This window comes from Pseudomonas sp. S2_C11 (assembly GCF_054668395.1).
This window is the reverse complement of the sequence record NZ_CP162765.1, coordinates 5,800,318-5,814,013: the sequence shown is the minus strand read 5'-3', so window position 1 is coordinate 5,814,013 and position 13,696 is coordinate 5,800,318. Positions and strand designations below refer to the sequence as shown.

14 protein-coding genes are annotated in these 13,696 nt (G+C 60.1%); 10 read left to right on the top strand and 4 right to left on the bottom strand.

Annotated elements, in window-relative coordinates; translation table 11 throughout:
- Window positions 1-11: 11 nt before the first annotated feature.
- Window positions 12-683, bottom strand: a complete 672-nt coding sequence (locus tag AB4N48_RS26145) for a TetR/AcrR family transcriptional regulator (RefSeq protein ID WP_016772708.1) — start codon at window positions 681-683, stop codon at window positions 12-14.
- Between the two features lie 147 nt (window positions 684-830).
- Here AB4N48_RS26145 and AB4N48_RS26140 point away from each other — a divergent pair, with 147 nt between their 5' ends.
- From AB4N48_RS26140 to AB4N48_RS26120, 5 genes are all read left to right on the top strand, one after another.
- Complete coding sequence (locus AB4N48_RS26140; RefSeq protein WP_353188329.1) at window positions 831-2,261, top strand: coniferyl aldehyde dehydrogenase; 1,431 nt, start codon at window positions 831-833, stop codon at window positions 2,259-2,261.
- Between the two features lie 29 nt (window positions 2,262-2,290).
- Window positions 2,291-2,836: a twin-arginine translocation pathway signal protein gene (locus AB4N48_RS26135; RefSeq protein ID WP_460094532.1), complete on the top strand. Its 546-nt coding sequence runs from the start codon at window positions 2,291-2,293 to the stop codon at window positions 2,834-2,836.
- A 131-nt stretch (window positions 2,837-2,967) separates the two neighbouring features.
- On the top strand, window positions 2,968-4,563 hold the full coding sequence (locus AB4N48_RS26130; RefSeq protein WP_460094531.1) for a GMC family oxidoreductase: 1,596 nt from the start codon (window positions 2,968-2,970) through the stop codon (window positions 4,561-4,563).
- 115 nt (window positions 4,564-4,678) lie between these two features.
- A complete protein-coding gene (gene coaD, locus AB4N48_RS26125; RefSeq protein WP_003229157.1) occupies window positions 4,679-5,158 on the top strand; it encodes a pantetheine-phosphate adenylyltransferase in 480 nt (159 codons plus the stop codon).
- Window positions 5,159-5,305: 147 nt separating this feature from the next.
- Window positions 5,306-5,557 (top strand): YfhL family 4Fe-4S dicluster ferredoxin, encoded by a 252-nt coding sequence (locus AB4N48_RS26120; RefSeq protein ID WP_003195146.1) that lies wholly within the window; start codon window positions 5,306-5,308, stop codon window positions 5,555-5,557.
- A gap of 125 nt (window positions 5,558-5,682) precedes the next feature.
- Here AB4N48_RS26120 and AB4N48_RS26115 read toward each other — a convergent pair whose 3' ends face one another.
- From AB4N48_RS26115 to AB4N48_RS26105, 3 genes are read right to left on the bottom strand one after another with little or no spacing between them, the layout of a single operon-like run.
- Window positions 5,683-6,006, bottom strand: coding sequence for a multidrug transporter (locus AB4N48_RS26115; protein WP_076564452.1), 324 nt, complete (start codon window positions 6,004-6,006; stop codon window positions 5,683-5,685).
- Between the two features lie 56 nt (window positions 6,007-6,062).
- Window positions 6,063-6,875, bottom strand: a complete 813-nt coding sequence (mutM, locus tag AB4N48_RS26110) for a bifunctional DNA-formamidopyrimidine glycosylase/DNA-(apurinic or apyrimidinic site) lyase (RefSeq protein WP_207807525.1) — start codon at window positions 6,873-6,875, stop codon at window positions 6,063-6,065.
- Window positions 6,876-6,887: 12 nt separating this feature from the next.
- Entirely contained in the window at window positions 6,888-7,700 is an 813-nt protein-coding gene (locus AB4N48_RS26105; RefSeq protein ID WP_164558347.1) for an HDOD domain-containing protein, read from the bottom strand.
- Window positions 7,701-7,928: 228 nt separating this feature from the next.
- On the opposite strand from AB4N48_RS26105, the gene AB4N48_RS26100 reads away from it, so the two are divergent.
- From AB4N48_RS26100 to AB4N48_RS26080, 5 genes are all read left to right on the top strand, one after another.
- Window positions 7,929-8,468 (top strand): type 1 glutamine amidotransferase domain-containing protein, encoded by a 540-nt coding sequence (locus AB4N48_RS26100; RefSeq protein WP_064364734.1) that lies wholly within the window; start codon window positions 7,929-7,931, stop codon window positions 8,466-8,468.
- Window positions 8,469-8,631: 163 nt separating this feature from the next.
- The gene (locus tag AB4N48_RS26095) at window positions 8,632-9,828 is read left to right on the top strand and encodes a class I SAM-dependent rRNA methyltransferase (protein WP_016772700.1); all 1,197 of its coding nucleotides are present in this window, start codon (window positions 8,632-8,634) and stop codon (window positions 9,826-9,828) included.
- A gap of 453 nt (window positions 9,829-10,281) precedes the next feature.
- The gene (locus tag AB4N48_RS26090; RefSeq protein WP_460094530.1) at window positions 10,282-11,355 is read left to right on the top strand and encodes a SagB family peptide dehydrogenase; all 1,074 of its coding nucleotides are present in this window, start codon (window positions 10,282-10,284) and stop codon (window positions 11,353-11,355) included.
- Complete coding sequence (locus tag AB4N48_RS26085; RefSeq protein ID WP_095181321.1) at window positions 11,352-12,329, top strand: diiron oxygenase; 978 nt, start codon at window positions 11,352-11,354, stop codon at window positions 12,327-12,329. Before AB4N48_RS26090 ends, AB4N48_RS26085 begins: the two co-directional genes overlap by 4 nt.
- Window positions 12,322-13,554: an MFS transporter gene (locus tag AB4N48_RS26080; protein WP_460094529.1), complete on the top strand. Its 1,233-nt coding sequence runs from the start codon at window positions 12,322-12,324 to the stop codon at window positions 13,552-13,554. Before AB4N48_RS26085 ends, AB4N48_RS26080 begins: the two co-directional genes overlap by 8 nt.
- The last annotated feature ends 142 nt before the right edge of the window (window positions 13,555-13,696 follow it).

The following is a 13,696-nucleotide window of genomic DNA, read 5'->3' as shown; positions in this document are numbered from 1 at the left end:
GGCTGAACGGTTTATTTCACGTCTTCAAGGGCCTGCGCCAGCGGCACATAGAATTCGTCGAACAGTGCGTTGACTTCATCCCGCGCCTGATCGGTGACAAACCCTGCCTCAAGCACCAGCACCTGATACACGCCACGCTTCACGGCCTGTTCGCTGAGGTGGTTGGAGTTTTCCCGCGTGGTGCACAGAAAACGCACCCACGAGGTCAGGATGATCCACGCATTGAGGGTCAGCGATTCGATCTGCACGCGATCCATTTTCAGGATGCCGGCGGCGACAAAACCTTCGTAGATAGCGGCCCCCTGGATCACGCAGCGCTGGGAGAAGCGCCGATAACGCGCGGCCAGTTCCGCATCGCTGTCGAGCAGATGCTCAAGATCGCGATGCAGAAAACGGTAACGCCACATGGCCGAGAGCAGTTCCTTGAGATAGAAACGCTTGTCCTCGACGGTCGCCGGGCGACCCTGAGGCGGACGCAAAAAGCTGTCCACCAGGGCTTCGTACTCACTGAACAACACAGCGATGATCGCCTGCTTGTTGGGGAAGTGGTAGTACAGGTTGCCCGGAGAAATCTCCATGTGCGCGGCGATGTGGTTGGTGCTGACGCTGCGCTCGCCCTGCTGATTGAACAGCTCCAGGCTGTTCTGAACGATGCGCTCGCTGGTTTTTATTCGTGGGGCCATGGCTTGAGCTTTAATTCAGAGTGCGTAGACGGCGCATCTTACGACCTAACCGGAAATGGATAAAACCTTGCCGTGCACGGAAGTCGTTTGACTTTCTAGAGCTTAGACTCTAAAAAGTGCCCATTACAATAAAATCCGGAGCCCGCGATGACTGCCGACATTGCCTACCTGCAAACCCTGCAACAGCCTCTTGAAACCCTCGATCGGCAGTTCCAGGCACAACGGGCCGCGTACGCCGCCAACCCGATGCCGCCGGCCGCACAACGTCAGCAATGGCTCAAGGCTTTGCGCGATCTGCTCAGCGCTGAGCGTCAGGCATTGATCGAGGCGATCAGCGCCGATTTCAGTCACCGCAGCGCCGACGAAACCCTGCTCGCCGAACTGATGCCGAGCCTGCACGGCATTCACTACGCCAGCCGTCATCTGAAGAACTGGATGAAGCCATCGCGGCGCAAGGTCGGCATGGCGTTCCAGCCTGCTTCGGCAAAGGTGGTTTACCAGCCGCTGGGCGTGGTCGGTGTGATCGTGCCGTGGAACTACCCGCTGTATCTGGCCGTGGGGCCGATGGTCGGCGCCCTGGCGGCGGGCAATCGGGTGATGCTCAAGCTCAGCGAATCGACCCCGGCCACCGGCCTGTTGCTCAAAGAGCTGCTCGCGCGGATCTTTCCCGAAGACCTGGTTTGTGTAGTGCTGGGCGAAGCGGATGTCGGCGTAGCGTTCTCGCGGTTGCCGTTCGATCACTTGCTGTTCACCGGTTCCACCAGCGTCGGCAAACACGTCATGCGCGCTGCGGCGGAAAACCTCACGCCAGTGACGCTGGAACTGGGCGGCAAGTCGCCGGCCATCGTCTCCACAGACGTACCGCTCAAGGACGCCGCCGAACGCATCGCCTTCGGCAAGACCCTCAACGCCGGGCAGACCTGCGTCGCGCCCGACTATGTGCTGGTGCCGGAAGACCGCGTCGGCGCCTTCGTCGAGGCCTACCGTCAGGCTGTGAAAGGCTTCTACCCTACCCTGGCCGACAACGCCGACTACACCGCGATCATCAACGAACGCCAACTGGCCCGACTGAACGGTTACGTCAGCGACGCGACCAGCAAGGGCGCGCTGCTGATCCCACTGTTCGAACAAGGCCAGGGCCGACGCATGCCACACAGCGTGCTGCTCAATGTCAGCGATGAGATGACGGTGATGCAGGACGAGATTTTCGGCCCGTTGCTGCCGATCGTGCCCTATCGCGATCTGGAGCAGGCATTCGCTTACATCAATCAGCGGCCTCGTCCTCTGGCTCTTTACTACTTTGGCTACGACAAACGCGAACAGCATCGCGTGCTGCACGAGACCCATTCCGGCGGCGTATGCCTGAACGACACCTTGTTGCATGTCGCTCAGGACGATATGCCCTTCGGTGGCATCGGCCCCTCGGGCATGGGCCATTACCACGGCCACGAAGGTTTCCTGACCTTCAGCAAGGCCAAGGGCGTGCTGATCAAACAGCGCTTCAACGCGGCCCGGCTGATCTACCCACCCTACGGCACATCGATTCAGAAACTGATTCAGAAGCTGTTCATTCGCTAAACGTTCGTCGACGCCGGGTAATAAAAACAATGCACCCAAGCCTGACCGAAACACCTGCCCTGTCGCGCCGTGGCCTGCTGAAATTCAGCCTCGGCGCCAGCACGTTTCTCGCCACCGCCGGCCTTGGCGCCAGCCTCACTGGCTGCTCGTCGAGCATCAGCGCCAACGGCTTCGTCAGTTTGCGCGACGGCGATCTGCTGTTCCTGCGCGCGCTGATCCCGGTGATGCTCGACGGCGCCGTTGCCACCGGGGAAATGCCCGCTGCGCTCGACGGCACGCTGAAGTCGCTGGACTACAGCCTTGATCACGTGTCGCCGGAAATGCTCAAGCTCACTCGGCAACTGTTCGATGTGCTCGGCATGGCCGTGACCCGTGGCCCGCTCACCGGTATCTGGGGCAGTTGGGAAAACGCCAGCCCTGAGGCGATGCGGCATTTCCTCGAACGCTGGGAGAACAGTTCACTGAGCTTGCTGCGCATGGGCCATAGCTCGTTGCAGCAGATGGTGATGATGGCCTGGTACACCCGCGCCGAGTCCTGGGCGCATTGCGGTTATCCCGGTCCGCCGAAGGTCTGAAACCAGGGCGCGGCCTTCGCGAGCAGGCTCGCTCCCACATTTGAAATGCATCCCCCTGTGGGAGCGAGCCTGCTCGCGAAGGGGCCTGCTGCATCACCTCAGCATCCAGAATAATAAAGAGAACCTGACCGATGCCCGTACCCGATCCCTTCCGCGAAGGCCTCGCCCGAGGCTGGAAAACCTACAACGGCGCGCAACTGAGCGACGACCTCACCCTCGAAGCCGACGTGGCGATCATCGGCAGTGGCGCCGGCGGCGGCACCACGGCAGAGATCCTCAGCGCGGCCGGCTACAAAGTCCTGCTGATCGAAGAAGGCCCGCTGAAGACCAGCTCGGATTTCAAACTGCTCGAAGACGAGGCCTACAGCAGCCTCTATCAGGAAGGCATCGGGCGCATGAGCAAGGACGGCGCGATCACGATCCTGCAGGGCCGAGCGGTCGGCGGTACGACGCTGATCAACTGGACCTCGAGCTTCCGCACGCCCGAGCCGACCCTCGAACACTGGGCCAGCGAGCACAACGTCACAGGCCATAGCCCGGCAGAGATGGCGCCGTGGTTCGAAAAAATGGAGCAGCGCCTGGGCGTCGCGCCGTGGATGGTGCCACCCAACGCCAATAACGACGTGATCCGCAAAGGCTGCGAGCAACTCGGCTACAGCTGGCACGTGATCCCGCGCAACGTGCGCGGCTGCTGGAATCTGGGCTATTGCGGCATGGGCTGCCCGAGCAATGCCAAGCAATCGATGATGGTCACGACCATCCCGGCGACGCTGGAAAAGGGCGGCGAGCTGCTGTATCTCGCGCGGGTGGAGAAACTGCTGATCAGTGGCGACAAGGTTACCGGGCTGCATTGCGTGGCGATGGACCAACGCTGCGTCGAGCCGACCGGGCGCAGCATCACCGTCAAGGCGCGGCATTATGTGCTGGCCGGCGGCGGCATCAACAGCCCGGCGCTGTTGCTGCGCTCCGACGCGCCGGATCCGCATGAGCGCATAGGCAAGCGCACCTTTCTGCACCCGGTGAACATGTCCGCCGCGCGTTTCGCCGAGGTGGTCAATCCGTTCTACGGCGCGCCGCAGTCGATCTACTCCGACCATTTTCAGTGGAAGGACGGCACCACCGGGCCGATGGCTTTCAAACTCGAAGTGCCGCCGCTGCACCCGGCGCTGGCCGCCACACTGCTCGGCGGTTTCGGTCAAGAGAACGCGCAACACATGGCTGATCTGCCGCACACCCACGCGATGCTGGCGCTGCTGCGCGATGGCTTCCATCCGGACAGCAGCGGTGGCTCGGTGGAGCTGCGCGGTGATGGCTCGCCGGTGCTCGACTATCAGGTTTCGCAATACGCCTGGGACGGTTTGCGCCGGGCCTTTCACGTGATGGCCGAAATTCAGTTCGCCGGCGGCGCGCAATCGGTGATGCCGATGCACGCCGACGGCCGCTATGTGAAGACACTGGCCGAGGCGCGCTCAATGATCGATGGACTGAGCCTGGAGCTGTACCGCACGCGACTGGGCAGTGCCCACGTGATGGGTGGTTGTGCGATGGGTGAAGATCCGAAAAGCGCGGTCGCCGACAGCCTTGGTCGCCATCATCAACTGCGCAATCTGTCGATTCACGACGGCTCGCTGTTCCCCACCAGCATCGGCGCCAACCCGCAGTTGTCGGTGTATGGCCTGACCGCGCAACTGGCGACAGCCTTGGCTGACCGACTGAAAAATCCATGAAAAAGCAGAATATTCCCATCGTCTATAGTGCTTTCTTACCCAACAGGCGACTTGGCCGACCGGGAAGGCTGCGATACCATCCGACTCCCCAACGGACTCCCGCCAGGACGACGCGATGAACCGAGTGTTGTACCCAGGTACCTTCGACCCTATTACCAAGGGCCATGGCGATCTGGTCGAACGCGCCTCGCGCCTGTTCGATCACGTGATCATTGCGGTCGCCGCCAGCCCGAAAAAGAACCCGCTGTTCCCGCTGGAACAACGGGTCGAACTGGCTCGCGAGGTCACCAAACACCTGCCGAACGTGGAAGTGGTCGGTTTCTCGACGCTGCTCGCGCATTTCGCCAAAGAGCAGAACGCCAATGTGTTCCTGCGTGGTCTGCGTGCGGTGTCGGACTTCGAATACGAATTCCAGCTGGCCAACATGAACCGCCAACTGGCACCGGATGTGGAGAGCCTGTTTCTCACGCCGTCGGAGCGTTATTCGTTCATTTCCTCGACGCTGGTGCGGGAGATTGCCGCGCTGGGCGGCGATATCAGCAAGTTCGTCCACCCGGCCGTGGCCGACGCGCTGACCCTGCGCTTCAAGAAGTAGGAACTGCCGAAGGCTGCGATCCTTTCGTTTCTGGATCGCAGCCAAGAGTGCCCTTGATCGCCCCCGCGTGCACTGCAAGCGCCAATGCGGCACAATTGCGCGCATTGATTTATAGCGCCCGGGCCTGCCGCCCCGGCTGGAGTTAGCATGTCCCTGATCATCACCGACGATTGCATCAACTGCGACGTCTGCGAACCCGAGTGCCCGAACGCCGCCATTTCCCAAGGCGAAGAGATCTACGTGATCGACCCGAACCTGTGCACCCAGTGCGTCGGCCACTACGACGAGCCGCAGTGCCAGCAGGTCTGCCCGGTGGATTGCATTCCACTGGACGAAGCCCATCCGGAGACTGAAGAACAGTTGATGGAGAAATACCGCAAGATCACCGGCAAGGCCTGATCTCTTCAGTGCCCGTCCGGCCCTCTTCGCGAGCAGGCTCGCTCCCACATTTGCAATGCATTCTCCTGTGGGAGCGAGCCTGCTCGCGAATGGGCCATCAGCCACACCACTGAAACCCGATCAGCTCACTCGCGCTGTTCGAACCCCTCCCCTGTACACCCCAGACACCGCACAAACGCCGCTTTCGCCGGGTCTACCACCAGCGCCTGACCGGCATCGCCAACACCGCCGCCCAGTGCGGTAAACGGCAACGACACCACAAACGCTCCCGCACCGATCACCGTGGCCACCACCAGCAAAGGTCGGGCAATCAGCAGGTCGCCAAGCATGGCGTAGGCCGGGGGATTCTGAATGGTGTAACGCGGATCACCGCTGCCGGTTTCCGAGGCCTGAACGGCTAGGCTGGAACACAACAGCAGCGTGACGAAGAAGACTTGCAGGACTTTCATGGCACGATCCTTCGGGCTTAGCAGTAAGACTTCTCACTATAGACCGAAGGATTTTTTCACGTCTGGCAGCGCGGACAAAACACGCTGGCGCGCTGGCCCAGCTTCACTTCGCGCAGGCCGCTACCGCAGACCTTGCAGTGCTGCCCTCCCCGGCCGTAGACAAACAGTTCCTGCTGGAAGTATCCCGGCTGACCGTCACCGCCAATGAAATCGCGCAGCGTCGTGCCGCCACGCTCGATGGCGGCGGCGAGGATGCGTTTGATCTCGATTGCCAGTTTCAAGTAACGCCCGCGGGAAATGCCCCCGGCTTCGCGGCGCGGATCGATGCCGGCGGCGAACAGCGCTTCGGTCGCGTAGATATTGCCGACCCCGACCACCACCGCGTTGTCCATGATGAACGGCTTGACCGCCATCGAACGTCCGCGTGACAGCTTGAACAATCTTTCGCCATCGAACAGATCGGTCAGCGGCTCAGGCCCGAGGCGAATCAGCAGTTCGTGATTGAGCGGGTCGTTGCTCCACAGCATCGCACCGAAGCGTCGCGGGTCGGTGTAGCGCAGGGCCAGACCCGATTCCAGTTCGATGTCGACGTGCTCGTGCTTCAACGCCGGCAACCCGGCCTCGACCAGACGCAGATTGCCCGACATGCCCAGATGGCTGATCAGCGTGCCGATCTCGGCGTTGATCAACAGGTATTTGGCGCGCCGCTCCACCAGCACGATGCGCTGCCCGGACAGGCGCACATCGAGGTCTTCGGGGATCGGCCAGCGCAGGCGCCGGTCGCGGACGATGACGCGGCTGACCCGCTGGCCTTCCAGGTGCGGGGCGATCCCGCGACGGGTGGTTTCGACTTCCGGCAGTTCAGGCATGGTGTCCTCGGATCAATGCGCGCCGAGGTCGCGAATCGTTTGTTTGAGTGTTTCGAAGTCGTAGTCCGACAGACCGACGTAATCGAGCACCAGCGGGCCGACCGCGTTCCACTCGAAATCTTCGGTCTGGTTGCCCAGCACCCGATACGAGGCGCAGATGTGCTCGGCCATTTTCAGAATCGCCAGCAAATTTTTCAGCTGGCTGTTCTTCGACGATTCGTCGCTGAAAATCGCCAGCGCGTTGTGGTGGTTGGCGATGGCGGCGCTGACATGCTCCGGCAGGCGCCAGGACTTGGCAGTGTAGTAACCGACCACGGCGTGATTGGTGTTGAACACACGGTTTTCCGTATCGACCACACGGCATTCCGGGCTGGCGCTGGCATAGGCCTCTTCCAGTACGGTCATGTAGTTGGGGAAACGTTGCAGCATCAACGGTACGCCGCAATCGTGGAACAGCCCTAACGCATAGGCTTCGTCACCCGCCTGGGTACCGATGCGCTTGGCCAGGGTCAGGCAGGTCATCGCCACGTCCTGCGCGGTGTCCCAGAAACGGTTGAGGGTGACGATGGTGTCGTCGTTCATCTCGCCCTTGATCGACTGCGCGTTGATCAGGTTGATGATCGAGCGGCTGCCCAACAGGTTTACCGCGCGCTGGATCGAGGTGATCTTGTTGCTCAGGCCGTAATACGGCGAGTTGACGATTTTCAGCAGCGCGCCGGACAGGCCGGGGTCCTGGGAGATCAGCTTGGCGATCACCTCCAGGTCCGGGTCGGGCATGTACTGCTCCATTTGCAGATCCACCATGATCTGCGGTTGCGCCGGCACACTGATGCCTTGCAGCGATTGTTGAATCTGTTCGGTGGTCAGCTCTTGGGACATAAGTACACACTCCGGGGCAGGCGGCGATTCTAACCGCTGAAACGGCAGGGCGACACACCGATGGACACATCGCCGGAACTTTCATCTGCGTCCAGGCTTCGGAATCTGTAGGGCGCATCGGACCTCAACGGTTCGCTGCGAAGGCAAAATCTCCACAGACTCAGGAGCTTACCGATGGCAACTTCCCTCAATGGCAAACGCGTCGCTATTTTGGTTACCGATGGTTTCGAACAGGTCGAACTGACCGGCCCCAAGGATGCCCTGGAGCAGGCCGGCGTGCAGGTCGATATCCTTTCCGCCGAGGCTGGCACGGTCAAAGGCTGGAACCATGACAAGCCGGCGGACGACTTTCCGGTCGCCAACACCTTCCAGGCCGTGAGCATCGATCAATACGATGCCGTGCTGCTGCCGGGTGGTGTGCAAAATTCCGACACCATTCGTATCGACCAGGATGCTCAGCATCTGGTCAAGACTGCCGCTTCGGCGGGCAAGCCGATTGCCGTGATCTGTCATGGCAGCTGGCTGCTGATTTCCGCAGGGCTGGTCAATGGCAAGACCATGACCAGCTACAAAACGGTCAAGGACGATCTGGTCAATGCCGGGGTCAACTGGGTCGACCAGGAAGTGGTCAAGGACGGCAACCTGATCAGCAGCCGCCAACCGGATGATGTGCCGGCGTTCAGTCAGGCCCTGATTGACGCACTGGCTGCATAAGAGCTGAAATCGCTTTCGCGAGCAGGCTCGCTCCCACAGGTGAATGCATTGCAAGTGTGGGAGCGAGCCTGCTCGCGAAGGCATCATCAGCGTTTCATCGCATCCTCAGCCCTGCGCAAACCTCAACACGCTATACTCCCGCTCTTTTTTCCGGAGCGACGTCATGTCCCTGCCTAGCCTGCGCCTCAAAGCCAACGCCGACCGTCGCCTGCGCAACGGCCACTTGTGGGTCTACAGCAACGAAATCGACGTGGCCGCCACGCCTCTGCACGGCTTCAAGGCCGGCGATCAGGCGGTGCTCGAAGCCGCTGGCGGCAAGCCGTTGGGCATCGTCGCCATGAGCCCGAACAACCTGATCTGCGCGCGCCTGCTGTCGCGCGACATCAAACTGGCACTCGACAAGTCGTTGCTGGTGCACCGTCTGAACGTCGCGCTGTCGTTGCGCGAGCGTCTGTTCGACAAGCCGTTCTATCGCCTGGTCTACGGCGACTCCGACCTGCTGCCGGGTCTGGTGGTCGATCGTTTCGGCGACATTCTTGTGGTGCAGATCGCCTCGGCGACCATGGAAGCGCACAAAGACGACGTGATCGCCGCGCTGACTCAAGTGCTCAAGCCAAGCGGCATTTTGTTCAAGAATGATTCCGCCGCCCGCGACGCCGAAGGCCTCAACCGTTATGTCGAAACCGTGTTCGGTCTGGTGCCGGAGTGGGTCGCGCTGGAAGAGAACGGCGTCAAGTTCGAAGCGCCGGTCATTCAAGGGCAGAAAACCGGCTGGTTTTACGATCACCGCATGAACCGCGCGCGCCTGGCACCTTACGCAAAGGGCAAACGCGTACTTGATCTCTATAGCTACATCGGTGGCTGGGGCGTGCAGGCCGCTGCGTTCGGCGCCAGCGAAGTGTTCTGCGTCGACGCCTCTGCATTCGCCCTCGACGGCGTCGAGCGCAATGCCGCGCTGAACGGCTTCGCTGACAAGATGACCTGCATCGAAGGCGACGTCTTCGAAGCCTTGAAGGAACTCAAAGCCAGCGAAGAGCGCTTCGACGTGATCGTTGCCGATCCGCCGGCCTTCATCAAACGCAAGAAAGACATGAAGAACGGCGAAGGCGCCTACCGTCGTCTCAACGAGCAAGCCATGCGCCTGCTGACCAAGGACGGCATTCTGGTCAGTGCTTCGTGCTCCATGCACCTGCCGGAAGACGATCTGCAGAACATCCTGCTGACCAGCGCCCGTCACCTGGACCGCAATATCCAGATGCTCGAGCGTGGCGGTCAGGGTCCGGATCATCCGGTGCATCCGGCCATCGCTGAAACCCGTTACATCAAAAGCATCACCTGCCGTCTGCTGCCCAACAGCTGATTGCGCTTGAACACCGGGGAGCCACTGAGCTCCCCGTTTTTTTTGCGCGCCCCCCCCCCCGTTTTTTCACACTCGACATGAGTGTCCTGCCCTCTTCCTACAACTTCTTTCTCGCTGCCTTGCAGGAAGTTTCGTCATGCCTGTCAATCATGGAAATTAAACCTACGCAGTAAGCCTCCTGCAAAAGATCACTCCGACAAAATTACTGGAATATTCCTACTTAATATCCGCTTGCCAATATTCGATTACAAACTAATATGAAGTTGTCGCAACGAAGCGACTCAACTACCAACGAACAAGGAGTTCACATCATGAAAACCATTTATCTCGAAACAGACAAACTCGCCAACCTGGCCTTTCTGGTTGCAGCCACCGGCCGCTAAGTAAGCCTGGACGCCGGAGAGTGCCGGCACTCTGGCGTCCATCAGACTTTTTCCCGAGTGACCTGAGCCCATGTATATCAATCCTTTTCTTTTTATATTGCCGCGCCCGCCTGGACAAGTTGTCTGGAACTACAAGAACCATACTCAACACGAACTTGATCTTGAATACTCCCATCGCCTCGCCAGCCTTATACACAACCCTGATATATTTGACCCGAACAACATAATAGACACACAACTTCTGGACGCAGGAATTCTGACAACTTCAAAAATAGACAGCCCGAATTGGGGCTGGGATGAATTGTCGAAGATCTATCACATCGGCACACAAAACATACCTAGCGCACATACGCCTCGGAATATCCACGAGTGGTCCAGGCAATATCTGGCGCACTGCAGCGAAGTGCTGGCGAAGCCAGAACCTGCAGACACCCGGGCGCGGCGATCAGTGCAGCCCCTGATTACCCTGCCCGTACCTGGCGCCATTGATGATGACAGCCTGACTCAGGCCCTGATGAGGCGCAAAACCTGTCGTTCCTACACCGGTGCAGCGGTGACACTGGATGAGGTCGGCACGCTGCTGTATCTGACCCTCGGCTACCTTCCCCCACGCGACAATGCCCACGACGATCCGGTCGCACCGGGTCTGGAGGCACGCCGAAGCTGCCCGTCCGGCGGCGGACTGAACGCCTGTGAGGGATTTGTCCTGGCGCAAAATGTCAGCGGACTGGAACCCGGCATCTACGCCTATCACCCTGCCGAACACGCCCTGAGTCGGATCAATGCGCTGCCGGATCCGGAGCTGGGTCAATTGCTCGGCGGCCAGCATTTCATCAACAACCTGCCACTGGGCGTGTTCATCACTGCAAGGTTTGATCGTCTCTGGTGGAAGTACGAGCACTCGCGTGCCTATCGCATGGCCTTCATCGAAGCCGGTCATCTCTCGCAAACCTTTCAACTGGTAGCGACGACGCTGGGGTTGAACACCTGGTTGACCGGCGCATTTGCCGACGCACAGATTGAAACCCTGCTCGGCATCGCGGACAGCGCCGAGCAACCGTTGTTCTTCGTCGGCTGCGGACAAAGCGATGGCCAGGCCATGTGCCAGGAAATGCGTGATCTGCTCAGCGGAGCACAGTCATGATTCCCACGGCTATGGACGAAAGCGAAGCCCCGGTGTCATGGTCGCTCAAATTCACGCTTCCAGGCTGGGAGAACCGTGCATCGGTACGCAGCAGTGTCCACGACTATCGATTACCGGGCGATGTCGAGCAGCAATTGCAAACCCGCTACTGGTTACCCCCGGCCTTTGTGCCCTATCTGGCGCATCCGGCCATCCAGGCCAAAGGTCGCGAAACCCTGCACCGCCTTACCGCCAATCATCTGGTGTATTTCCTCGACTACACCACCCTGCTCGAACACCGCATCGTCAACCGCGCGGTGGAAGTCATCGTGCACCGCGAACTGCCCATTTATATACCGCTACCGATGAAACATGCGGCACTGCAGCTGTATACCGACGAGGGCTACCACGCGCTGTTTTCCAACCAGATTGCCGAGCAGATCGCTGCGCTCTACGGCATCACCCGGCGACCGGTCATTCCGAAGCGGATCAGCCGCATGAACGCTTTGATCGCGCGCACGCCGGAGAAAAACCGTGCATTGGCCTGGTTCCTGCTGGGATTTGTCTCGGAAACCATCATTGCCCGCGAGTTGCTGGAGGTCTGCCGCGACACGCTGGTATCCAGTGTGAGTGACATGTTGCGTGATCACCTTGCCGACGAAGCCCGGCACAGCCGCTATTTCGCCGAAGCCTTCCATTACTTCTGGATTGCGATGAACAGTCGTCAACGCCTGTTCGCCAGCAAGACCCTCGTGGAGATCATTTCCATCTTCTTCGAAGCAGATGAAGGCTGGCTGCAACAAAGCCTGCGTTCGGCCGGTATTGCCGAGATCGACGTGATGGAGATTGTCGGCGGCACGGCAACGGTGCAGGCCAACCGCGCTCGTGCACGCGTTGGCTGCAAACCTACGGTGGAGGCCTTGCACAAGGCGGGCTTCTTTGCATTGCCCCACAACCAGACACTTTTCGCCAAAGCAGGATTGATCGATGGATAAACACAGCCGTGTAGCTACCCGCCGGCAACAACGCGGTGCCGTCAGCCTGTTGTTGGCGATGATCCTGCTTGGCGTGTTTCCGCTGGATGTGCTGCTGCCTTCCTTTCCGGCATTGGCAGCTCACTTTGGCCGATCGTCTAACGACATCGCGCTGTCGATCAGTCTGTTTGCCGTGGGCATCGCATTTGCCCAGTTATTGATCGGCCCGCTGTCAGATGTGATCGGGCGCAAAGGTCTGCTGCTTGCCGGCATGAGCGTGTCGCTGCTCGGCGCACTGGGCTGCGTGCTGAGCAATGACTACACGCTGTTCCTGATTTTCCGGGTGATGCAGGCGCTGGGATGCGGTTGCTTCGTGCTGTCCCAGGCACTGGTGCAGGATCTGTTCGAAGGCAACGAGCGTGATCGCCTGCGGATCCTGATGGTCACCGCAACGGGCATCTTCATTTCGGTATCACCATTGGCGGGCACGTTTCTGCAGGCCACGCTCGGCTGGCGCGGCAGCTTCTGGGTCTTCATCGCCCTGGCCGCAGCAGTTCTGATCAAGACCTGGCGATTGCTCGACAACAGCCGTCCTCCTCATGACGCCAATCGTCTGGGCTTCATCCAGTCCTATCAGCGCGTCCTGGGCAATTTTGAATTCGTCGGCTGCTGGCTGATTTCCGCCTTCGCTTTCGCCTGCCACTTTTCCTTCATTGTCATTTCGCCGCTGATCTTCATGGAGCAGCTGCAGATGGCACCTTACGATTTCGCCTTGATCCTGCTGATTTACGGCGCCGCCTATGTCTTCGGCGGCGTGCTCGCCAGCGTGCTGAACCGGCATATCAATGCGCAACAGCAGATTTTTACCGGGCTGAGTCTGATCCTGCTCTCGGGACTGGTAATGCTCTATCTGGCCGCCAATCATGATTTGTCAGCTGCGACGGTGCTGATTCCAATGCTCATCTGCACGGTGGGCACGACCATTTCCCGGCCACCGGCTACCTCCCGCGCCATGAGCCTGTTCGCCGAAAATGCCGGCGCATCGGCGTCCGCCGGCAGCACCATCATCTTTATCTGTGGCGGGCTGGTCAGCGCCTTGATCAGCCTCGGCCCGGCCAACCTGCAAGCGACGCTGGGTTACGGCTTCGTGGTGTTGAGCGGCGTATCGCTGTTGCTCAACAGCGTGATTGGCCGTCGCGTCAGCAACCTGCGCAGCAATCCGGTGATGCCGGGAGGCGACCACTGATCCTGCCAGTCGTCATCCCGCGTGCCTCTTCAGCGGGGGAACAACGCTTTGCGCCATTCCCTCGCGACGCCAGCGGTGTAGAATCGCCTCATTCATCGCCATTCATCCCCGGCGGGTTTATGAGCTCAGGCTGAGACCAGCG

Excerpts from the sequence above, each read along its gene's own strand:
- AB4N48_RS26145 (WP_016772708.1), bottom strand. The coding sequence starts at position 683 with ATGGCCCCACGAATAAAAACCAGCGAGCGCATCGTTCAGAACAGCCTG.
- AB4N48_RS26140 (WP_353188329.1), top strand. The coding sequence starts at position 831 with ATGACTGCCGACATTGCCTACCTGCAAACCCTGCAACAGCCTCTTGAA.
- AB4N48_RS26135 (WP_460094532.1), top strand. The coding sequence starts at position 2,291 with ATGCACCCAAGCCTGACCGAAACACCTGCCCTGTCGCGCCGTGGCCTG.
- AB4N48_RS26130 (WP_460094531.1), top strand. The coding sequence starts at position 2,968 with ATGCCCGTACCCGATCCCTTCCGCGAAGGCCTCGCCCGAGGCTGGAAA.
- coaD (WP_003229157.1), top strand. The coding sequence starts at position 4,679 with ATGAACCGAGTGTTGTACCCAGGTACCTTCGACCCTATTACCAAGGGC.
- AB4N48_RS26120 (WP_003195146.1), top strand. The coding sequence starts at position 5,306 with ATGTCCCTGATCATCACCGACGATTGCATCAACTGCGACGTCTGCGAA.
- AB4N48_RS26115 (WP_076564452.1), bottom strand. The coding sequence starts at position 6,006 with ATGAAAGTCCTGCAAGTCTTCTTCGTCACGCTGCTGTTGTGTTCCAGC.
- mutM (WP_207807525.1), bottom strand. The coding sequence starts at position 6,875 with ATGCCTGAACTGCCGGAAGTCGAAACCACCCGTCGCGGGATCGCCCCG.
- AB4N48_RS26100 (WP_064364734.1), top strand. The coding sequence starts at position 7,929 with ATGGCAACTTCCCTCAATGGCAAACGCGTCGCTATTTTGGTTACCGAT.
- AB4N48_RS26095 (WP_016772700.1), top strand. The coding sequence starts at position 8,632 with ATGTCCCTGCCTAGCCTGCGCCTCAAAGCCAACGCCGACCGTCGCCTG.
- AB4N48_RS26090 (WP_460094530.1), top strand. The coding sequence starts at position 10,282 with ATGTATATCAATCCTTTTCTTTTTATATTGCCGCGCCCGCCTGGACAA.
- AB4N48_RS26085 (WP_095181321.1), top strand. The coding sequence starts at position 11,352 with ATGATTCCCACGGCTATGGACGAAAGCGAAGCCCCGGTGTCATGGTCG.
- AB4N48_RS26080 (WP_460094529.1), top strand. The coding sequence starts at position 12,322 with ATGGATAAACACAGCCGTGTAGCTACCCGCCGGCAACAACGCGGTGCC.